The sequence below is a fragment of the Janthinobacterium sp. Ant5-2-1 genome (assembly GCF_001445815.1).
GTDB lineage: Bacteria > Pseudomonadota > Gammaproteobacteria > Burkholderiales > Burkholderiaceae_D > Janthinobacterium > Janthinobacterium lividum_E.
In genome coordinates, this window is record NZ_LNCE01000058.1 from 53,660 (window position 1) to 74,291 (window position 20,632).

At 65.9% G+C, this 20,632-nt stretch carries 14 protein-coding genes; 8 read left to right on the forward strand and 6 right to left on the reverse strand.

Features of this window, described 5'->3' with window-relative positions:
* Positions 1-4: 4 nt before the first annotated feature.
* Together ASN89_RS19470 and ASN89_RS19475 are read right to left on the reverse strand one after the other, a co-directional pair.
* Positions 5-400, reverse strand: a complete 396-nt coding sequence (locus ASN89_RS19470) for a DUF2946 domain-containing protein (RefSeq protein WP_058050431.1) — start codon at positions 398-400, stop codon at positions 5-7.
* A 56-nt stretch (positions 401-456) separates the two neighbouring features.
* A complete protein-coding gene (locus tag ASN89_RS19475) occupies positions 457-2,601 on the reverse strand; it encodes a TonB-dependent siderophore receptor (protein WP_058050432.1) in 2,145 nt (714 codons plus the stop codon).
* A 245-nt stretch (positions 2,602-2,846) separates the two neighbouring features.
* On the opposite strand from ASN89_RS19475, the gene ASN89_RS19480 reads away from it, so the two are divergent.
* Positions 2,847-6,317 carry a DUF748 domain-containing protein gene (locus tag ASN89_RS19480; protein WP_235502018.1) on the forward strand — a complete coding sequence of 1,157 codons (3,471 nt, stop codon included), beginning with the start codon at positions 2,847-2,849 and terminating at the stop codon, positions 6,315-6,317.
* A gap of 72 nt (positions 6,318-6,389) precedes the next feature.
* Here the strand turns inward: ASN89_RS19480 and ASN89_RS19485 are convergent, their stop codons facing one another.
* The gene (locus ASN89_RS19485) at positions 6,390-8,831 is read right to left on the reverse strand and encodes a membrane-bound PQQ-dependent dehydrogenase, glucose/quinate/shikimate family (protein ID WP_058050433.1); all 2,442 of its coding nucleotides are present in this window, start codon (positions 8,829-8,831) and stop codon (positions 6,390-6,392) included.
* A gap of 327 nt (positions 8,832-9,158) precedes the next feature.
* Between ASN89_RS19485 and ASN89_RS28755 the strand changes: the two genes are divergently transcribed.
* From ASN89_RS28755 to ASN89_RS29715, 7 genes are all read left to right on the forward strand, one after another.
* Positions 9,159-9,791, forward strand: a complete 633-nt coding sequence (locus ASN89_RS28755) for a hypothetical protein (RefSeq protein ID WP_058050434.1) — start codon at positions 9,159-9,161, stop codon at positions 9,789-9,791.
* Positions 9,792-9,918: 127 nt separating this feature from the next.
* The gene (locus ASN89_RS19495) at positions 9,919-10,545 is read left to right on the forward strand and encodes a response regulator (protein ID WP_058050435.1); all 627 of its coding nucleotides are present in this window, start codon (positions 9,919-9,921) and stop codon (positions 10,543-10,545) included.
* 33 nt (positions 10,546-10,578) lie between these two features.
* Positions 10,579-10,941 carry an Hpt domain-containing protein gene (locus ASN89_RS19500; protein WP_058050436.1) on the forward strand — a complete coding sequence of 121 codons (363 nt, stop codon included), beginning with the start codon at positions 10,579-10,581 and terminating at the stop codon, positions 10,939-10,941.
* Positions 10,938-11,372 carry a response regulator gene (locus ASN89_RS19505; protein WP_058050437.1) on the forward strand — a complete coding sequence of 145 codons (435 nt, stop codon included), beginning with the start codon at positions 10,938-10,940 and terminating at the stop codon, positions 11,370-11,372. Before ASN89_RS19500 ends, ASN89_RS19505 begins: the two co-directional genes overlap by 4 nt.
* A 51-nt stretch (positions 11,373-11,423) precedes the next feature.
* Positions 11,424-13,115 carry a sensor histidine kinase gene (locus tag ASN89_RS19510; RefSeq protein WP_058050438.1) on the forward strand — a complete coding sequence of 564 codons (1,692 nt, stop codon included), beginning with the start codon at positions 11,424-11,426 and terminating at the stop codon, positions 13,113-13,115.
* Positions 13,116-13,163: 48 nt separating this feature from the next.
* Complete coding sequence (locus ASN89_RS19515) at positions 13,164-16,571, forward strand: response regulator (RefSeq protein ID WP_058050439.1); 3,408 nt, start codon at positions 13,164-13,166, stop codon at positions 16,569-16,571.
* A gap of 16 nt (positions 16,572-16,587) precedes the next feature.
* Positions 16,588-16,713, forward strand: coding sequence for a hypothetical protein (locus ASN89_RS29715; RefSeq protein ID WP_260687154.1), 126 nt, complete (start codon positions 16,588-16,590; stop codon positions 16,711-16,713).
* A 7-nt stretch (positions 16,714-16,720) separates the two neighbouring features.
* Here the strand turns inward: ASN89_RS29715 and ASN89_RS19520 are convergent, their stop codons facing one another.
* The 3 genes from ASN89_RS19520 to ASN89_RS19530 form a co-directional block, all read right to left on the reverse strand.
* Positions 16,721-17,932 carry an NnrS family protein gene (locus ASN89_RS19520; RefSeq protein ID WP_058050440.1) on the reverse strand — a complete coding sequence of 404 codons (1,212 nt, stop codon included), beginning with the start codon at positions 17,930-17,932 and terminating at the stop codon, positions 16,721-16,723.
* A 93-nt stretch (positions 17,933-18,025) separates the two neighbouring features.
* Positions 18,026-18,688, reverse strand: a complete 663-nt coding sequence (locus ASN89_RS19525; RefSeq protein ID WP_046685054.1) for a response regulator — start codon at positions 18,686-18,688, stop codon at positions 18,026-18,028.
* A gap of 23 nt (positions 18,689-18,711) precedes the next feature.
* Positions 18,712-20,598: a type IV pili methyl-accepting chemotaxis transducer N-terminal domain-containing protein gene (locus ASN89_RS19530; RefSeq protein ID WP_321166397.1), complete on the reverse strand. Its 1,887-nt coding sequence runs from the start codon at positions 20,596-20,598 to the stop codon at positions 18,712-18,714.
* Positions 20,599-20,632 lie beyond the last annotated feature (34 nt).

The window sequence follows — 20,632 nt, forward strand, 5'->3', positions numbered from 1 at the left end:
CAGATCAGAAAGCGGCAGGAGGTCCGCGGGGCTGGACAGGCGTCCAGGCAAACAGCGGCGTGGCGGATTGGTAGAACAGCGTGGGCAGCAAGCCCGCGATGAGCTCGCCGGAAGCAAGCACGAGGGTCGTGGGCGGCACGTCCAGGGTGGCCGCATGCATGCTGCAGCAGGGGCAATCGCCCATGCGCATGCCGCCCTTGGAGCTATCGGGTGCATCCGTCGACAGTGTTACGGGCAGCATGTTCATGCCGCCCGCCACCGAGCAGATTTCCAGGCTGGGCACGGCCCGGCCGCCGGCGACCGTCAGCGCGCGCGACACCGTAGGGGCGAGCGTGGCCAGGAAGATGGCGATACACGCGATCCACAGAACGATGCTGGCCTTGCCTTTGCTGATGAACATGGCAACATTGTATCAGCGCAGGTCACTCTGTGGACAGCGCGCAGGTCAAACCATTCTTACAAATCCACCTTCATGCTCAGCTTGATGGCGCGCGGCGCGCCGGACGCCAGGCGCGTGCCGGCGCCGGCCCAGTAGCGCTTGTCGGCCGCGTTTTCCACGTTCAGCTGCCACACGACGGCCTTGTCCATCACGCGGCTTGCATAGCGGGCGCCCGCGCTGAACAGGCTCACGCCGCCGAGGAAGGCCTGGTTCAAATCATTGACGGGACGGGCGCTGTAGTAATACGCGCCGCCGTTGACGGACAGGCCCGGCACGGCGTCAAACGCGTAGGCGAGGAAGGCGCTGGCCGTGCGTTTCGACGCGTTTTCCGGCGCCTTGCCGTTGTAGTCGGCGTTGATGTGCGCAAACTTGGGATCGAGGAACTGGGCCGACGTCTGCCACGACAACTGGCGCGTCAGCTTGCCTTGCGTCGACAGTTCCAGGCCGCGGTAGCGCTGTTCGCCGTCCGACGTAAACACATTGCTGGCATTCGTGTAGTAGCCGGGACGGGTGATGTCGAACAAGGCGGCGGAGAGCAAGGTGCCGCCCGGCGTCAGCCAGCGCGCGCCCAGCTCTTTCTGTTTGCTCACGCCAGGCGCCATCTTGACGCCCTGGTTGACGGTGCCCGTCGGGCCCGTCTCGCCCTCTTCCAGCCCCCGCGCCGTGGATGCATAGAACGACAGCTCTGGCGTGGCCTTGTAGATCAATGACGCCATCGGCGTCGTCTTGCTGACGTCGTAGTGGCTGGCGCCCTGGTCGCTCTGGTAGCTGCTGCGGCGCACGCCGATGACGCTTTGCCATTGCGGGCTGAAGACCATGCGGTCGAGCGCATACAGGCCCGTGTCGCGCGTGTCGAGCCCGGCCGTCGTGGGTGACGTCGGCTTGGGGCCGAACACGACGTTCGTCACGGGCACGGGGTTGTACAGGTTTTGCGAGGCGATCGTGTAATTGCTCTGGTAGATAGGATCTTGCGACTTGTCCGTACGCGAGGCGCCCAGGGTCAGTTCATGGGCGATGAAACCCGTATTGAAATTGCCGGCCAGTTCCGCGCGCAGCAAGTCCGACGCCATCACGCTGTGCTGGATGTTGCCCGTGATGCGGCCTGCGCCCGTGGCCAGCGCGGCCGCGTTGTTCAGGCGGAAGATCGCCAGGCGGCGGTCGCGCGCCGTTTCCGAGTGGCCCGCCTCCACCGTCAAGGCCCAGCCATCCGTGATGGCGTAGTCGGCGCGCAATTGCGCGTTTTTCGTTTGCGCTTCAAAGTTCGACCAGTCGGGGCCGATCAGCTTGCGCGGATCGACGGCGCGCGGCAAGCTGATCACGCCTTTGACGGCCGCAGGCAAGGCCACGCCCGCCTGCTCCGTCACCCTGCGGCGCTCGTATTCCAGGTCGGCCTTGAGCAGCAATTTGTTCGTCACTCTCCAGTCGAGCGCCGTGGAAATGAAGCGGCGGTTGCCATTGCCGACATGGTCCAGGTAGGAACCAAGGGTGCCGCCGGCGGCATTGACGCGCACGCCGAATTCCTGCTGCGCGCCAAAGCGGCGGGCCACGTCGACATTCGCCACGGCACTGCCGCGGTCGTCGATGCTCAAGCCCATGCTGGTGACAGGCTGGCTGCCGGCACGCTTGGTGACGAAATTGACGACGCCGGCCGGCGAGGTAAAACCGTAGTACAGGGCCGAAGCGCCTTTCAGCACTTCCACCCGTTCCTTATTTTCCATGGGCACTTGCGAGAAGTTCATGATGGGCATGGAGCCGTTGAGGCGGTAATTCGTGCGGTTTTCCATGGGGATGCCGCGTATTACCAATTGATCCCACGTCTCTCCCCCGTTTTGCTGGCGCGTCACGCCGGCCGTGTTGCGCACGGCGTCGTATAGGCCGGAGACGGCTTGCTGCTCCAGCAATTCGCGCGTGATCACGTTGACGGTGGACGGCACGTCCATGATGCTGGCGCCCCTAAAGCTGCCCGCCTCCGTGGTCAGCGGCACCAGGCCTTGCGCGCGGGCGCCCGTCACTTGCACTGCCTGCATGACTTTCTCATCGCCAGCCGTTGGGTCGTCCTGGCCGCTGGCCGCATTGGCAGCCAGCGCGGCGTGGGAAGCGAAGGCCAGCGACAGGGCGGCGGCGACTGGAAGTAAACGGGTGCGGGGTGTGACGACAGGCATGACATCGGGCTTTCAATGAGAAAGTATGTGCAAATGAGAACTTACGGTTAGCGGACATGATACCGATAATAAGAATCATTATCAAGTAAGAGTGAGTTTGTGTGAGTTTTACAGGAGAAATTAGTTCCCCTAGGCGCCTGTTATCACTTGAACACGTTTGGATTTTGCAGACGAGGCCGCAAAGAGGCATACTGACAGTCACGGCGCGCACGGTGCGCCGCCCAACAAGATCAAAAGGTAAGTTCGTGAACACAATCGACAACAAAAGCGTGCAGACGAAAACATTTCGCTGGAAACGCTGGCAGCGCTGGGCCCTGGGCACAGGCTGCGCCCTGGCCGCCTACAGCGCGGCCGGCTTCTGGCTGGTGCCCTACGTCATCAAAAACCAGCTCCCAAAATTTGCCGAGAAAGAACTCGCGCGCCAGGCCAGCATCGCCGATGTGCGCTTCAACCCGTTTACCCTGCGCCTGGAAGCGGACCAGATCGCTTTCAAGGAAGCGGCCAGCGCAAACAATGCGCCGCTGCTGTCCATCGGCGCCCTGGCCGTGCAGCTGGAATGGAAATCCATCGTGCGCCGCGCCTGGAGCCTGGCGGAAATCCGCATCACGGCGCCGCAGGCGCAGCTGACGATCACGCCGGACGGCAAGTTCAACCTGGCCGAAGTGCTGGCCACCTGGCAACGCAATCACCCGGAAAAGAGCGAAGGCGGCATGCCGCGCCTCGTCATCGCCCACTTTGCGCTGGAGCAAGGCAAAGTCGATTGGCAAGACCAGAAGGCGGGCTATGCGGACAACTTCACGCCGATCAACTTTACGCTCGATAATATCTCCACCCTGCCCGACGCCAACGGCAGCTACAGCCTCAGCGCCGATGCGGCGCGCGGCGGCAAACTGCACTGGCGCGGCACGGCCTCGCTAAGCCCCATCCGTGGCGAAGGCGAACTGATACTGAACGACGCTTCCCTGCCCGGCCTGGCCGCGTATCTGAAAGCCTACACGCGCGCGCAAGTGACCAGCGGCAAGCTGTCGGCGCGCCTGCCCTACGCCTTTTCGTATGAGGACGGCAAGCTGGAAGCGAGCGTCAAAGGCGCGGGCCTGGCCTTGCGCGACTTGGCCCTGGCGCAAGATGGCAAAGGTGCGCCGTTTACCTCGCTGAACACCCTGGGCATCGCCGGCGTGAACGTGGACCTGGCGCGCCAGAGCGTCACGGTTGACAAGGTAAACTTGTACGGCGGCAAGGTGGCCGTGCGCCGCGACAGCAAGGGCGAGATCGACGTGGCGAATCTGATGCTGCCGGGTAATCCCGCACCAGCAGCACCTGCCGCCACCACGCCCGCCGCGCCAGCCAAGCCTGGCAAGTGGAAAGTGGACTTGAAACAGCTGGCGCTGGCCAACGTGGACGTGTCCGCCATTGATGAAACCGTCTCGCCAGCCTTGCAACTGAGCGCCAGACAGCTGCAGCTGAACTTGCAACTGGCCTTGCAGCAAGGCCCATCGGGCATGGCCACCGTCATCGACGGCGCACATTTTGGCCTGGCCGACCTCACCATGCAGCGCGGCGCGCAAACGCCGTTCAAGCTGGCCCAACTGGGCTTTACAGAAGGCAAGATCGACCTGGCGGCGCATACTGTGCACCTGGGCGCCGTGACGGCCAGCGGCGCGCAGATCGACCTGGCGCGCAACCGCCAGGGCGAATTTGCGATTGCGCAAAAGCTGCCCGTGTTTGCCTCCGGCAAGGCCGACCCGGCCAAGGATGCGCCATCCGCGCCCTGGTCCACCAAGGTAGACAAGGTAGAACTGAGCAAGTTCGGCGCCCGTTTCGATGATGCTGGCACGGGCATCAAGGGCACGCTGCAGGATGCCCGTTTGTCCCTGCAAAACGTCAGCAACGACATGAAACAGGCGCTGCCGTTCGAGCTGGGCGTGGGCCTGCGCGAAGGCGGCTTGCTCACGGCCAATGGCAAATTCGTACCGGGCACGGGCGCCGTCGATGCGCAATTGAATTTGAAACAGCTGACCCTGGCGCCCGTGCAACCGTTGCTGGCGCAGCATATCAAGCTGAAACTGGCAAGCGGGTCGCTCTCCGGCAGCGGCCGCCTGACGACGGGCGGCGGCGCGCCGAAAGCGCCCAAGGTCCGCTATGAGGGCGGCGTGGATATTGCCGGCCTCGTGCTCAATGAAACGGATGGCAAGCGCTTTGCCTCGTGGAAAAGCGTGCACGCCGACAAGCTGACAGCCAGCGTGGGGCCCGACTTCGTCGACATCCCCGAACTGCGCGTGGTCGAACCGAACGCCCAGCTGATCATCGAAAACGACCGCAGCCTGAACGCGCAGCGCCTGCTGGTCAAGGCGCCCGAGCCGGCCACGGCCCCCGCTTCAGCTTCCGTTACCGCAGCCACGCCAGCAGCCGACGCCGCCTTCCCCGTGCGCGTGCGCCGCGTGCGCCTGCAAAACGCCAAGCTGGACTTTGCCGACCTCAGCCTGCGCCCCCAGTTCGCCGCCAAGATTTATGAGCTTAACGGCGTCGTCACGGGCCTGTCGACCAAGCGCGATGCGCGCAGCCAGATCGAACTGGACGGCCGCATCGACGAATTCGGCCTGGCCCGCGTGCGCGGCCAGCTCAATCCGTTCGCCCCGACCGACAACACGGACTTGAACGTGGTCTTCAAGAACGTCGACATGGTGTCCGCTTCGCCGTACACGATGAAATTCGCCGGCTACAAGGTGGCTGAAGGCAAGATTTCGCTGGACTTGCAATACAAGGTGCGCAACCGCCAGCTCGACGGCACCAACCAGATCGTGCTCGACAAGCTGACCCTGGGCGAGCGCATCGACAGCCCGGACGCGTTGAAGCTGCCGTTGGAACTGGCGCTGGCCATCCTCAAGGATAGCGACGGGCGCATCGACCTGGGCTTGCCCGTGTCGGGCGACATGAACGACCCGCAATTCAGCTATGGCGCCCTGATCTGGAAAGCCGTGGGCAATGTGCTGACGAAAATCGTCACGGCGCCGTTCCGCGCGCTGGGCAACTTGCTGGGCATCAGCGCCGACAAGCTCGAAGCTATCGACTTCGATGCGGGCAGCGCCGTGCTGCTGCCGCCCGAGCGGGAAAAACTCAAGCAGGTGGCGCAAATCCTCGCCAAGCGTGAACAGCTGAAGCTGGCCGTGCCTGGCCAGTACAGCGACACGGATGCGGCCGCCCTGCGCGCCCAGGCCGTGCGCCGCGCCGTCGCCGCCAAGGCTGGCATCAAGCTGGAAGCAGGCGAAGAACCGGGGCCGTTGAACCTGGGCGAGCGCAAGGTCCGGGGCGCCCTGCGCGACCTGTACGGCGAACGCTTCGGCAAGGCCGAGCTGGACAAGCAGAAAAAGGCGGCGGAATCGGCCGCTCCTGCCACAGCGGCGGCATCCGCCAGCGCCACCGCTCCGGCGGCGGCAAAGATCCCTGTATTCCAGCGCTTGGGCAAGCTGATCGAGGGAGAGCCGCAAGTGGCCGACACGGGCGCCTTCTACAACGGCTTGCGCGAGCAGCTGGAAGCCAAGCAGACTTTGCCTGCCGACGCCTTGAGCAAGCTGGGCACGCAGCGCAGCGCAGCGATTCTGGCGGCATTGCAGCAGGACGGCACGCCGGCAGCCAGAGTCAGCGCCGGTGCGCCGGAAAAGACGGAGGCCGCGCCGGGCAAGCTGGTGGGCTTGAAGCTGGGATTGGCGGCTCAGTAACCCAAAAGCAAAGTGCCGGGGTCGGCCCATCGGGATCCAAGCCCGGCACTTTCCGCCTTACCTCTCTTGTCCCTACTTTTTCTTCTCCACCGCCTCATCCGGCAACGCAAACGCCACCAGGCTATCCCCCATCTTCGTGCCCAGCGAACCGTGGCCGCCGGCCATGACGACGACATATTGCTTGCCCGTCTTGTCCGAGACATAGCTCATCGGCGTGGCCTGGCCGCCGGCCGGCAGGCGGGCCTTCCACACGGTCTTGCCGTTGCGCACGTCGTAGCCGCGGATGTAGTAGTCGAGCGTGCTGCTGAGGAAGGCCACGCCGCCGCCCGTGGTGGACATGCCGCCCAGGCTGGGCACGCCCAGCGGCAAGGCGATGGGCACGGGGGCGCTGTCGCGCGTGGTGCCGTTCTTGTGCATCCACACTTTTTTCATCGTGCGCAAGTCGACGGCGGCGATATAGCCCCACGGCGGCGCCTGGCATGGGAAGCCCAGCGGCGACAGGAAAGGCTTGATTTCCACGGCAAACGGCACGCCCGTCTGCGGCTGCAAGCCCATTTCCGACCCCGTGCCGCCCTTCGCATTGGCTTGCGCGCGCGGCACCAGGCGTTCCAGAAAGCCCATGTAGTCGGGGTTCACCAGCAGCAATTGACGCACGGGATCGACGGCCGCCCCACCCCATTCGAAGATGCCGAGCGGACCGGGGGAGATGATGGCGCCCTTGATCTTGCCTTCGGCCACCGTTTGCGGCGTGAACGGGCCTTCATAGCGGTGCTGGCGGAAGATGATGCGGCAGGCCAACTGGTCGAACGGCGTCGTGCCCCACATATCCGTTTCGCTGATGTTTTTCTCGGGCAGGAAAGTGAGGGCCGAGAATGGCTGCGTGGGCGACAAGCGGTCGCCCGGAGCGGGATTGTTCGTCGGCACGGGTTTTTCCGGCGCAGGCACGACCAGGCTGCCGTCGCGGCGGTCGATCACATAGATGTCGCCGCGCTTGGTGGTGGCCACGACGGACGGCACTTTGCCTTTCGGCGTGTCGATGTCGACCAGGGTGGGCTGGCCGCCGATATCCATGTCCCAGATATCGTGGTGCACGGTCTGGTAAACCCAGCGCACCTTGCCCGTCGCCAGGTCCAGCGCGACGATGGCGCTATTGTATTTTTCGCCATGGGGATTGCGGTTGCCGCCCCACGTGTCCGGCGTTTCATTGCCCATCGGGATGTACACCATGCCCAGTTTTTCATCGATGCTGGACACGCCCCAGGAATTGGGCGAGTTGTTGGTGTACGTCTTGCCGTCGGCAATCGGCGCCGTGTCGTCGGGGTTCGAGGCATCCCAGTTCCACATCAGCTTGCCAGTGACGGGATCGTAGCCGCGGATCACGCCCGACGGTTCTTCCGTGGAAAAGTTATCGGTGACGCTGGCGGCCATCACCACCACGTTTTGCGCCACGGCCGGCGGCGACGTCGGCATCAAAAAGCCCCGCTTCTTCATGCCCATGCCGTGGTACAGGCCGATCACCCCGTTTTCGCCAAAGCTTTTGCAGGCTACGCCCGTGTCGGCGTTGACGGCGATCAGGGTCGCATCCATGGTGGGCGCGAGGATGCGGCGCGGGCACTCCATGCCGGCCGCCTCGGGCGCCGGGTCGTCCTTGGCGCGGCCCGCATTGACGTCCCAGTAGGCCACGCCGCGGCAGATCATGTGCTGATAGCTCGATGCGTCGCGGTTGATCTTCGGATCGTGGCGCCAGATTTCCTTGCCCGTGTCCGGGTCCAGCGCGATGACGATGTTATGCGGCGTGCACAGGTACAGCATGCCGTTTACTTTCAGCGGCGTGACTTCGTTGGCGATCTCGCCCGGGTCGTTCGGCCCCTTGAAGTCGCCCGTGTTGTACACCCACGCCTGTTTCAGCTGCGACGCGTTGGCCGGTGTGATCTGCGCGGCCGGCGCATAGCGGTCGCCATAGCCGGAGCGGCCATACGCGGCCCAGTCGTTGGGCGCCACGCCAGGCGCGAAATCGCCTTGCGGCGTGGCCGCCATGTTTTCGGCCGGCACTTCGCCATGCAAGGTGGTGTAGTCCTGGAACAGCGAGAACACGCCCACGGCGGCCGTCAGTACCACGGCGGCGGCCAGCGCGCTCTTGCCCGCATCGCGCGGTTTGGCTCCGGCCGTCAATGGCGGATCGAGGCGGCGGTCGACGAAGGGCAGCAGCAGCCAGACGGCCGCGGCGAACCAGATATCGAGGCGCGGCAGCAATTGCCACCAGTCGAACTTCACTTCAATGACGGACCAGATCAGGGTGGCAAACAGCAGCAGCGCGAGAAACAGCTGGGCGCTGCGCCGCCCCTTCCACACGAGCGCGCCCGCGACGAGCATGCCGATGCCGGCCACGACGTAATACCAGGAACCGCCGAGGCTGACGAGCCAGGCGCCGCCGCCGGCAAGCGCCAGGCCCAGCAAGATGAAGATGACTGCGGTGATGACAAGCAAGGGTCCAGGCCGGGCAGAGGCAGTCATGATGCTCCTTTACAAGAGTCAGTCGGCGGCACGCGCCTGCGCACCGTATTTGATGGCGATCAACGAAATTCCATTTTTTCACTAATCGCTAAAGCGTGCCACACGCCACAACGCCCCGTGCGTACGGTGTGGCTTTTTATACACGCGCTTAACGTCCAGCCCGCCACAATTATGCGATTTTTATGGAAAAAATTGAATAAAATAAATAAATAACAAATTTCTCGAATAAAACGAATTTCTATCGTAAAATGAAAAAAACATCCAAGCCAAGCACGTCAGGTCCGCCATCGCGCAGACCACTTGCATCGACCGCACTGGAGCACCACCATGAACGCCTTCCTCGCCATTCACCCCTTCCTTCGCTGCGAAGACCTGTCGCTGATGCGCCCGGCGCTGGCGCTGGCAGGCCTGCTGTTGCTGCTGGCCGCCCTGCTCTGGCGCCGCACCCGCTGGCAGGCCGGCAGCGGGCCAGCCGCCAGCGCGGCGCCGCCCGATCTGCATGCGCTGCTGCAGCTGCGCAAAGCGGCCCCGCCGGCCAAGGTGGCTGACAGCGCCCCGCCTGCGCCCAGGGCGCCGGACGCGCCGCCGTTCGAGCAAGCCCGCCTGGACGCCATGTTCGGCCACGACCGCCGCCTGCAAGGGGAAATTCTCGCCCTGTTCGTGGCTGAGACGCGCGACCGCCTGGCCGGCATCGCCCATGCGCTGCGCTGCGAGCGGACGGCCCCGGCAAGAGTGCTGGCACAGGAAATCCTCGACGGCAGCCAGTCCATGAGCCTGCTCCCCTTGCAGGCACTTTCGCGCCAGGCCGTGCATGCGGGCTTTTCCAACGATATCGGCGCGCTGCGCCGCCTGCACGCTGAGCTGCTGATGGCGCTCGATGTGCTGTCGCAAGCCGTCACGGTCCTGCAAACGGACGCGGCGCTGGCCGACGACCGCAGCGGCGTGGGAAGCCGGCCATGAGCGCGCCAGGCCACGGTCCGCGACCTGCCAGGTTTTTTAATGAATTCATCTAATTCGTTGAAATTGATTTTTTAAGGCCGATTGCGTATCATTCCCTTCAACTACATCCGCGACCATAAAGCCCATCATGCACACTGCAGACGTTTGCACTACCCAAAAGGCCGCCGAAATCCTCGGCATTTCGGTGACATCGGTGCAGCAACTGGTCGAAGCCGGCGTGATCGAAGCCTGGAAGACCAAGGGCGGCCACCGGCGCATTCCCCTCGCGGCCGTCGAGGCCTACAAAGGCAATCCCGGCCAGCCGGGCCAGGACCAGCGCGCGGCACGCGCCAGCCGCCCCGCCCCATCGGGCCGCCCGCCGTCCATCCTGGTCATCGAAGACAATCCCATCGAGCGCGCGCTGTATGAAAAGCAGATCGGTTCATGGGGCTTGCAGGCGGGCTTGCGCTTTTGCGAGAACGGCTACCAGGCGCTGATGGAAATCGCCCGCGACCAGCCCGACATCCTGCTGGCCGACATCATCATGGAAGGCATCGACGGCTACGAAGTGATCCGCACCATCCTGGCCGACCCGCTGCTGGCGGACATGCACATCGCCATGCTGTCGAGCCTGACGCAGGAAGAACTGGAAGAACGGGGCGGCGTGCCGCCCGGCGTCGTGTTCTTTGCCAAGCCCGTCAATTACGACGAGCTGCGCGGCTACCTGCGCGCCTGCTGCGCCGGCCATGCGCGGCGCAACAGCCTGGCCGCCTGACCCGCCACCGCATCCCCTCTCCCCGGAGCCGCCATGCCAGCCTACCGCCACATCGATCCTGCCGTGCTGTTCCAGGCCACCGGCCACGACCTGGAGATGTTCCGCGCCCTGTCGCAGACCTACCTCGATACGTCGCCGGCCATGTTTGCGCGCATCGAGCAGGCCGTGCGCGGCGGCGCGGTGCCAGCCATCGTGCATAGCTGCCATACGTTGCGCGGCACCGTGATCCTGCTGGGCGCCAGCGCCCTGGTGGCGCGCCTGGCGGCACTCGAGCAGCTGGTGCGCCACCAGGGCGTGGCGGCAGCGGGCTGGCTGGACGAGACGGCCGCGCTGATCGGCGCAGTGGAGCAGGAAGTCCGCCGCAGCATGCAGGAATATACGGGAGCCCAGGCATGAACGAGCGCGAGGAAGCGGCGCATGCCGCCAGGCCGGCCCCCGCCTCGGAGCCCGGCGCGCGCATCCTGCTGGTCGAGGATACGGCGCTGAACCGCCAGCTGGTGTGCCTGCAGCTGGCCGCCCGCGGCTACAGCATCGACACGGCGGAGAACGGCGCGCTGGGCTTGCAAGCGCTGGCCGGACAGCAATACGACCTGGTGCTGATGGACTGCATGATGCCCGTCATGGACGGCTACCAGGCGTGCCAGGCCCTGCGCGCCAGCGAAGCGGCCAGCGGCGCGCCGCGCCTGCCCGTCATCGCCCTCACGGCCGGCGTCACCGAAGACGACCGGCAGCGCTGCGTGGCGGCCGGCATGGACGATTACCTGTCCAAGCCGTTTACGGCCGCCCAGCTGCGCGACATGGTCGACCGCTGGCTGGCGCGCCGGTGACGCCGGGCATCCACGCATAACGGCAAACCTGGCAGACCTTGCGGAGGCAGCATGCGGCAGCACAGACACTGGAAGGCCCTGGCCTGGGAGCGCTGGGAGCGTTGGGATGCGCGCACCCTGCTGTCGCTCTTCATGGCCGTCCTGCTGGCGGCGCTGTGGAGCATCACCGTGCTGCAACTGCGGCACGCCTACGACGCCGCCATCGCCGGCGCCGGGCGCGACGCGCGCAGCATGGCGCGCGTCTTCGACGAGCACGCGATCCGCACGATCGAAGCGGCGGACCAGGCGGCCACGTATTTGCGCGGCCGCTACCAAACGCTGGGCAGTAGCCTCGACATCGTGGCGGACCTGCGGCAAGGCCTCAAACCCGGCCCCCTGTACAACCTGTTTACCATCGTCGACGAACAGGGCGACATGGTGCTGTCGAGCCGTCCATTCCAGCCGACCAGGCTGGCCGACCGCGAGCACATCCGCGTACACATGCAGCGCGACAGCGGAGAACTGTATATCAGCAAGCCGGTGCTGGGTCGCGTATCGAAAAAATGGTCGATCCAGATGACGCGCCGCATCAACCATGCCGATGGCCGCTTCAAGGGCGTGGTGGTGGTCTCGATGGACCCGTATTACTTTACGCGCCTGTACGACGAAGTCGACCTGGGCAACAACAGCTCCACCGAACTGGTCGGCAGCGACGGCGTGGTGCGCGCGCGCCGGGTCGGCGCCGTCGACACCATCGGCCAGGATATCGGCGGCAGCCAGGTATTTTCCCTGATGCAGGGTAAAGCGCGGGGCGGCTTCACCGAGCGCAGTCCCGTCGACGGCATCCTGCGTTTATACGCGTTTGAAAAACTGGCCGGCTACCCGCTCTACATGCTCGTCGGGCTGGACCGCGACACGGTACTGGCCGACTACGTCTCGCGCCGCAACCAGGCCTTGCTGATGGCGGCCATCACGAGCGCGCTGATCGTGTTGGCGTGGGCCGCGCTGGTGCTGCTGATCGGCCGCCTGGTCGACAGCCGCGCCAGGGCCATCGCCGCCAGCGAGGCCAAGTCGCGCTTCCTGTCGAACATGTCGCATGAATTGCGCACGCCCCTCAACGGCATCCTCGGCTTCTCCGAACTGCTGCAGGAACAGCTGCGCGAGCCGGAACAGGCCACCTACGCGCAAACGATACACGACAGCGGCCGCCAGTTGCTGGCCATGGTCGAGGCGGCGATGGAATTGAGCGCGCTCGAGCACGACCAGGTGCGGCTGGAGCGGGCCGCCGCGCCATTGGACCAGTTGCTGGAACTGGCGCTGGCGCCGCACCGGCCACGCGCGGCGCACAAGGGCTTGCAGCTGGCCGCGCAGGTCGCGCCCGCCACGCCGCCCAGCATCGATTGCGACCGCGTCCTCCTCGTGCGCGTGCTCGATATCCTGCTCGATAACGCCATCCGCTACACGCCCGCGGGGCGGGTCGACGTGCACGTCATGCACAGCGGCGCGGACCTGCAGATCGAGGTGCGCGATACGGGCATCGGCATCGCGCAGGCGCAGCAGGGCGTCATCTTCGACAAATTCTCGCAGGCGGACGACTCGCCCAGCCGCGCCCATGACGGCGCCGGCATGGGCCTGGCCATCGCGCGCCAGCTCGTCGCGCTGATGGGCGGCAGCATCGGCGTGGCGTCCGCGCCGGGCCAGGGCGCCGTCTTCCGCCTGCGGCTGCCGCTAGGCGGCAAATTGACCACACTATCATCTGCGTAGTGATGCGCAAAAGTTGTTCTCCGTGCATATCGGGTATAGCATCGCCACATGAGCTATCACACAGATGCGGCGGCGCTGCGCAGGCAATGGATCGAATGGCTGTTCCTGCTCCTCGGGCTGCTGATCGTCGCTGCCGCCCTCGCCTATGCGCATCTGGCCGAAGCGACGCGGCATGACGAGGCCGAGCGCGAGCGCCTGAGCGTGCTGACGGCGCTGCTGGCAAAAAATATCGAAGTCGACCTGGAGGCGACCAACCTGGTGCTCGGCGGCGTGATCCGCGACTATCTTGCCGCCGGCGCCGCCCCGGATGCCGGGCAAGCCTTGCCCCGGCGCCTGGCCGCGCTGGTCGACGCCATGCCGGGCGTGCGCACCATGCTCGTCATCGATGCGCAGGGCAAGCCGGTCGCCACCAGCGTCCCGGAACTGGCGGACCAGGATTTTTCCCGCCGCGGCTACTTCCAGACGGCGCGCGACGCCCCCGATGCGCGCATGCTGTACATTTCGGCGCCCTTCCATTCCTTCAAGGGCGACCTGGTCATCACGGCGTCGCGCATGGTGCAGGATCAACAGGGACGCTTTGCCGGCGTGGTGGTGGCCACCTTCGCCCCCGAATACTTTACGGCCAAGTTCCGCACCGCCATGTACGCCCCCGACGTCTGGGCCGTGGTGCTGCATGGCGATGGCCGGCAATTCCTCAACTATCCGGCCAGGATTGCCAATGGCGGCAACATGGACGTCCCCGGCAGCTTCCTGCGGCGCTTTCGCGACAGCGGCTACCAGGCGGGCGTCCTGAACGGCGTCGAGATTGCCGGCGCCGCCCCCCGCGTCATGGCCATGGCGACCATCGCCCCCGCCGCGCTGCACATGGACCGCGCCCTGATCATTGGCCTGAGTCGCGAAGAAGCGGCCATCGCCGCTCCGCTGCGGCGCCAGGCGCTCGGCTACATCCTCTCCTTTGCCATGCTGGCGCTGGCCACGGCCAGCCTGCTGTTCTGGAGCCAGCGGCGGCGGCGGCAGCAAGCCGCCTGGCATGCGGAACAGGAAAGGGAGCGCCAGGCCATGCAAGCCGTGTCCGACAGTGAAACGCGCTTTCGCACCCTGATCGAAGATGCGCCCGTGGCCATCGCCATCCTGCGCCACGGCCGCTTCATCTATTCGAACCCCCGCTACCGCAGGCTGCACGGCTACACCATGGAAGACAATCTGAACGGCTTGCCCTGGTCCGCCATGATTTTCGAACCATCGCTGGCGGCGCTGGCCGCCAACGAAGCGCTGATCGAGGCGGATTCGCCCAGCGAACAGGTGTTCGAGGCCGTCGGCCTGGGCAAGCAGGGCCTGCCCGTGCCCATGTTCAAGACCACCACGCGCGTCATGCTCAAGGATGGACCGGCCACCCTGATCTTTGCCCAGGATATCTCCGCGCAAAAGCAGGCCGAGGAAGCCATGCTGCTGGCGCGCGACGCGGCCGAAGCGGCCAACCGCAGCAAGGCGGAATTCCTCGCCAACATGAGCCATGAAATCCGCTCCCCGCTCAACGCCATCCTCGGCATGGCCTGGCTGCTGGAACGGAACGGCCTCGATGGCGAAGCGCTGCAGATGGCGCGCAAGATCCGCGCCGCCGGCCAGTCCCTGCTGGGCATCATCAACGACGTGCTGGATGTATCGAAAATCGAGGCGGGCCACATGACCATCGAGCAGGCGCCGTTCCACCTGGCCGACGTGATCGAGAAGATCGCCGCGAGCATGGGCGTGGCCGCGCATGACAAGCCGATTGCGGTGCGCATCGGTCCGCTGCCCGATGGCGTCGACCACGTGATGGGCGACGCGCTGCGGCTGGAACAGGTGCTGGTCAACCTGACCAGCAATGCCATCAAGTTCACCGCGCAAGGCACGGTCGAGCTGACGAGCGCACTGGAAAGCCGCGACGGCGACGCCGCCATGCTGTGCTTTTGCGTGCGCGACACGGGCATCGGCATCGCCCCCGAAGTCCAGGAAGCGATCTTTTCCGCCTTCGCCCAGGCCGACACTTCCACCACGCGCCGCTTCGGCGGCACGGGCCTGGGCCTGACCATCTGCCGCCAGCTGGTACGCCTGATGGGCGGCTCCCTGCGCCTGACAAGCGGCCTGGGCCAGGGCAGCGCATTCAGTTTCACGGTGCCGCTGCAGCTGCTGCACGCCAGCGCCCCATCCTCGCCCGACATGCAGGGCTTGCGCGTCTTGCTGGCCGATGGCAAGGCCGACACGCGCGGCGCCGTGGCCGCCGTGGCGCAAGGCCTGGGCTGGAGCGTGCATGCCGTGTCCGGCGGCCAGGCGGCCTTCGAGCATGCACTGGCCTGCGCCGAGGATGCGCGGCCCGGCGTCATCGTGCTGGCCGCGCGCATGCCGGACATGGACGGAGAGACCACGGCGCGCGCGCTGCGCGAGCACCTGCCGCCGCAGGATTGCCCCATCGTCATCCTGGCGGCCAGCGGCGCGCCGGCGGCAGCGCCCGCGCGCCGCCATACGGACCCGGCCAATCCGGCCGACGCCATCCTCAACGAACCGGTGACGGCTTCCAGCCTGTACAACGCGACGATGGAAGCGCGCCAGCGGCGCGCCGAAGCGGCCGGCCTGGGCTCTCGCCACGCAGCGCCGGACGAGCGCGTGCTGGCCGGCGTGCGCGTGCTGGTGGTCGACGACAGCGACATCAACCGCGACGTGGTCAACCATATCCTGTGCGACCAGGGCGCCCTGCCCTCGTTCGCCTGCGACGGCCAGCAGGCGCTGGACTGGCTGCTGGCCCACCCGACCGACGTCGATATCGTGCTGATGGATGTGCAGATGCCCGTCATGGATGGCTTGCAGGCGACGCGCGCGCTGCGCCAGCTGCCGCAGTTCCAGGACTTGCCCGTGGTGGCGCTGACGGCCGGGGCATTCCAGACGCAGCGCGCGGCGGCCCTCGAAGCAGGCGTGAACCATTTCATCAGCAAGCCATTCGACGTGCCGGAGACCATCGCCCTGATCGCGCGCGCGCACCGGCGCCATGCGCACGGGCTGCCGGCCGTGGCCGAAATGGCGATGCCCGTGCCTCCGGGCGGCGCGGCGCCCGCGATCGACGTAGCGCAAGGCATGGCGCAGTGGCTCGATGAAACACCCTACCGCCAGCACCTGTCGCACTTCGGCAGCACCTACCGCGACACGGTGGACGCCATGCGCGCGCTGCTGGCGGCCAATGCACGGGGCGACGCCGCCGCGCTGGCGCACCAGTTGGCCGGCGTGGCCGGCAGCCTGGCCCTGCCCGCCACCCTGCATGCGGCCCAACAAGCCGAGCAGTTGCTGCACGCGGGCGACGATGCGTCAGCCGCGCTCGATGCCCTGGAACAGGCGCTGGCGCACGCCATCGAGGCCGTCGCCGCATTCACGGCACAGACGCCGGCAGACCAGACGCCCGTGCCTATGCCAAACCTGTCAACATGAAATTTCGGGAGACGCCATGATCTGGTGCAGGGATTTATTGCTGAGAGCCTTCATGCTGGGCATGCTGCTATTCGTCGTGGGCGAATCGCTGTCCTACTGGGCGCCGGAAATCCGGGAACTGCTGGCCTGGCGCCCTTCCTGATACCAGCCTAGCCTTCGCGGCCATCCACCCTGGCGCGCCACAGGTAGGGCGCATACACGCACACATACAGGCCAAAGGCCAGCGACCAGCACACGCCCGCCGCCAGCAGCAGCGGCATGGACAGCGCGGCGGGACCGACGGCGGCCAGCAGGCGCGCCAGCGCGCCCAGCTGGATCAGCCAGTACATCGCCGCTTCCGCCCTGCCGCCCTTGAGCGGCCGACCCGTGTGACCCAGGGTGGTGCGCGTCATCATGCCGATGATCAGGCCCGCCATCGAGCCCACCGTCAGCGCGTGCAAGGCGGCGCTGGCCGGCAGCAAACCCAGGCTGGCGGCCGCCAGCAGCGCGAAGCCGATGCCTATCCATGCATACGACAGGTGCAATATCCACAGCAGCGGCACGTGCACCGTGCGCTGCGGCTGCCATGCCAGCAGGTTGGCCAGCGACACGCCGGCGGCACAGAAGGCCAGCGGCGCCGTCAGCCAGGCCGGCGCGCCGGCCAGCCACGCGACTGCGGCGGCCGCCATGCAGGCCACGGCGATCACGGCTCGCTGCGGACTGGCCACGGGCGAGCTGCCCGGCGCGCCATTGCGGGTAAACATGGGGATCACGCGCGCGCCGATCACCGATTCGATCAGCACGATGATGAAGATGGCCGCCTGCACGGGCAGGAACAGCGACAGCGGCAGAGCGCCCAGCACGGCCGCGTGGAACAGGCCATTGGCCAGCGCCAGCAAGGCCAGCAAGCCGACGAGGAACAGGTTGCGCGTATTGCCCGAGCGGCGCAGCACTTGGTACAAAGGCCAGGCGGCCAGCGGCAGGAACAGCCAGTCGACCAGCGCCGGCAACAGGCCCGGGCCGCACAGCATGGCCACGCGCCCAGCCAGCCACAGCCCCACGAGCGCCATCAGCTGCGCGCCGTGCGGCGTGGGCAAGCCTGTCCAGTTGCGCCCCGCCGTATAGAGGAAACCGACGACGACGGCCAGCGCGAAACCGAACACCATTTCGTGCATGTGCCAGCCCAGACCCACCTGCAGGCCGCCCGTCAGCCAGCCTGCATAACTGGCCAGCCACAGGGGAATGCCGATGGCCGCAAACACGGCCGCCAGCAAATAGAACGGGCGGAAACCCAGTTGCCAGACGGCGTGGCCGGCCTGCCAGGGCGCCGCGCCCGATGCGGGGCGGCGGGCGGATGGTTCGCTGATGGGAGTAATGGCCATGATGGACTCGCTATTAAAGATATATTCAATATACTACTTTAAAAGCGCAGCGACGGCCATCGGCAAAAAGAACTAGACCGGGGATAACGGCGGCTACTTGCCCTGCCGGTGCTCGACCGCGTACACGGCCGCCTGCACGCGGCTGGTGAGATTGAGTTTTTTCAGCACGTTCTGCACGTGGATCTTGACCGTGCTTTCAGCCAGGTCGAGGGTGCGGGCGATGCCCTTGTTGCTCTCGCCGCGCGACAGGCAATCGATGATTTCCTTTTCACGCGGCGTGAGCTTGTCCAGCTCCGACACGGGTTCCTCGCGCCGCGTGCCCGCCTGCAGCTGCGCCACCAGCTTGCCCGTCATGGCTTCGGCGATGACGACTTCGCCGGCCGCCGCGCGGCGGATGGCGCGCACCAGGTAGTCGGCGTCGATGTTCTTGATCAGGTAACCACAGGCGCCCGCGCGCAGGGCCGTCGCCAGGTCTTCCGCGTCTTCGGACACGGTCAGCATGACGATGGCCGTATCGGGGCAGTCGTGCTGCATCAGCTGCAGCGCTTCCACGCCGGACATGCCGGCCATGTTCAAGTCCAGCAGCACCACGTCGGGCTGCAGCTGGATGGCGCGCTTGATGCCTTCCACGCCATCGGCCGCCTCGCCCACGACGGCAAACTCCGTATGCCGCTGCAGCAGCGAGCGTATGCCGCTGCGGAACAGCGCGTGGTCGTCGACCAGCATGACGGTGATCGGTTTATCGGGTGTCTCCATGTTTTGTACTTTCAGATAGTTACTCAGGCGGCGCGGCGCTGCTCGCGCGACAAATGCAGTTCAACCGTGGTGCCGCCGCCCTGGCAGGCATGCACGTCGAACGTGGCGTCGATGCGCTGCGCGCGCTCGCGCATGATATGGATGCCGACATGGCTGTCGCCCTTTTCCAGCACGGCGGCAGCGTCGAAGCCGACGCCATTATCGCTGATCGTCAGGGTAAAGTCCTGGTGATCGGCGAGGCGCACTTCGACGTGGCTGGCCTGGGCGTGCTTGCGGATGTTCGACAGCGCTTCCTGCACGATGAATAATAGCTGTAATTGCTGCTCGCGGGGGAATGGCGCGCCGTCGACGTCGGCCAGCAGTTCGGCGTCGATGCCCGTCTGGCGGCGGAATTTGTCCACGGCCGCGCGCAGGGAGCCGATCAAATCGTCCTCCATCAGGCGGCTGCGGAAGTTGGCCAGCAGTTCGCGCACGTCCTCATAGCTTTCCTTCACACCAGCATGCAGGGCCGGCACGATGCCCGCCACCTCGTCGAAACGGGCGTTGCGCACGGAGTCGTCGAGCATCTGCACTTGCAGGTTGAGGAAATTGAGGCTTTGCGCGATGCTGTCGTGCAGGCCCTGCGCCACCAGGTTGCGCTCTTCGGAAATGGCCATTTCGCGTTCGCGCGCGGCCAGGCGCAGGTTTTCCAGCGCGATGCCCAGCAGCTGGCCCAGGGTTTCCAGCAAGGCCAGCTCGCGCGCGGAAAACACGCGCGCATGGCGGAAATGCAGGTTGAAGAAGCCCAGGTGCTGTTCGTGCGCATGGATATGGAAGACGGAGACGGTGGCAAAGCCTTCGCGGTGGCAGCGCAGCTCGTGCGCCTTGTCGATGCGGCGCATGTCGTGCACCTTCGCCACCTTCATCTCGACGGCCGTGCCGCACAGGCAGTCGCCCACCTTCAGGCAATGTTCGGATGCCACCAGCTCCTCGGACAGTCCCGTATGCACAACCATGTGCAGGTTGCCCCGCTCGGCGTCGAGCACGCGCACGGTGGAGCCGTCCGCCTCGAAATAATCGACGATGCGCTGCATGAAGCCGCCGCAGATATCTTCCAGCGGCTGCGGGCGCTGCAAAAAGGCAGCGCTTTCGTACAGCAGCGCCAGTTCGCGGTTGCGGTATTCGAGGGTGGCCGTCTTGCTGCGCACGCCCTCTTCCAGGTTGCCGTACAGGGCCTGCAGGCGGTCGGCCATCTGGTTGAAGCCGCTAGCCAGCTGGCCGAATTCGTCGTTGCTTTCCACTGCCAGGCGCACGCTGAAATCGCGCTCCTTCATGCGCTGCATGCCCAGGCGCAGGCGCGTCACCGGTTCGATGATGAGCATGAACATCAGGTAAATCATGCTGACCGTGCCGATGACGGCCATGCCGACGAGGATCAGCTGCGAGGCGCGCAGCCAGAAGGTGCGCTGTTCGCTATCGTGCTCGATCAGGCGCACCAGTTGATCGACCTGTCCCACGAAGGTATCGGCGTCGTGCTCGAACTGGCGCGCGCGCGCGGTGGAGTTGGCGGCCAGGGCCGACGGGCGCAAGGCGCCGCGCCAGGCCGTGCCGATGCGTTCGAATTCGGACTTGATGGCCATGCTGGGGGGCAGGAACAAAGGGCGCTGCGGGTCGCCGTGGCCGATCTTGGCCAGGGTTTCGTCGATCAGCAGCACTTGCTGGCGCGCCTGTTCGCGCGCGTCGCTGGCAAGCAGCAGAGTCAGGCGGTAGGTCTGCATGCGCAGGCGGCCCGTCTCGTTGATGGCGGCCGAACTGCCTTCGAGCTGCCACGACAAAAACAGGGTGCAGCCGATGGCGCTCAAGGCCAGCACCAGCATGAGCAGCAGCGCGCCGACGATCTTGGTCGACAGCTTCTGCCAGGAGGAAAACATCGCCTTGAATTTCATACCGCCCTTGAATGTAAAT

What these genes read in the sequence shown, in the direction of transcription:
- ASN89_RS19510 (WP_058050438.1), top strand. Translation starts at nt 11,424, where the DNA reads ATGCGGCAGCACAGACACTGGAAGGCCCTGGCCTGGGAGCGCTGGGAG.
- ASN89_RS28755 (WP_058050434.1), top strand. Translation starts at nt 9,159, where the DNA reads ATGAACGCCTTCCTCGCCATTCACCCCTTCCTTCGCTGCGAAGACCTG.
- ASN89_RS19515 (WP_058050439.1), top strand. Translation starts at nt 13,164, where the DNA reads ATGAGCTATCACACAGATGCGGCGGCGCTGCGCAGGCAATGGATCGAA.
- ASN89_RS19495 (WP_058050435.1), top strand. Translation starts at nt 9,919, where the DNA reads ATGCACACTGCAGACGTTTGCACTACCCAAAAGGCCGCCGAAATCCTC.
- ASN89_RS19530 (WP_321166397.1), bottom strand. Translation starts at nt 20,598, where the DNA reads ATGTTTTCCTCCTGGCAGAAGCTGTCGACCAAGATCGTCGGCGCGCTG.
- ASN89_RS19505 (WP_058050437.1), top strand. Translation starts at nt 10,938, where the DNA reads ATGAACGAGCGCGAGGAAGCGGCGCATGCCGCCAGGCCGGCCCCCGCC.
- ASN89_RS19485 (WP_058050433.1), bottom strand. Translation starts at nt 8,831, where the DNA reads ATGACTGCCTCTGCCCGGCCTGGACCCTTGCTTGTCATCACCGCAGTC.
- ASN89_RS19525 (WP_046685054.1), bottom strand. Translation starts at nt 18,688, where the DNA reads ATGGAGACACCCGATAAACCGATCACCGTCATGCTGGTCGACGACCAC.
- ASN89_RS29715 (WP_260687154.1), top strand. Translation starts at nt 16,588, where the DNA reads ATGATCTGGTGCAGGGATTTATTGCTGAGAGCCTTCATGCTGGGCATG.
- ASN89_RS19470 (WP_058050431.1), bottom strand. Translation starts at nt 400, where the DNA reads ATGTTCATCAGCAAAGGCAAGGCCAGCATCGTTCTGTGGATCGCGTGT.
- ASN89_RS19500 (WP_058050436.1), top strand. Translation starts at nt 10,579, where the DNA reads ATGCCAGCCTACCGCCACATCGATCCTGCCGTGCTGTTCCAGGCCACC.
- ASN89_RS19475 (WP_058050432.1), bottom strand. Translation starts at nt 2,601, where the DNA reads ATGCCTGTCGTCACACCCCGCACCCGTTTACTTCCAGTCGCCGCCGCC.
- ASN89_RS19520 (WP_058050440.1), bottom strand. Translation starts at nt 17,932, where the DNA reads ATGGCCATTACTCCCATCAGCGAACCATCCGCCCGCCGCCCCGCATCG.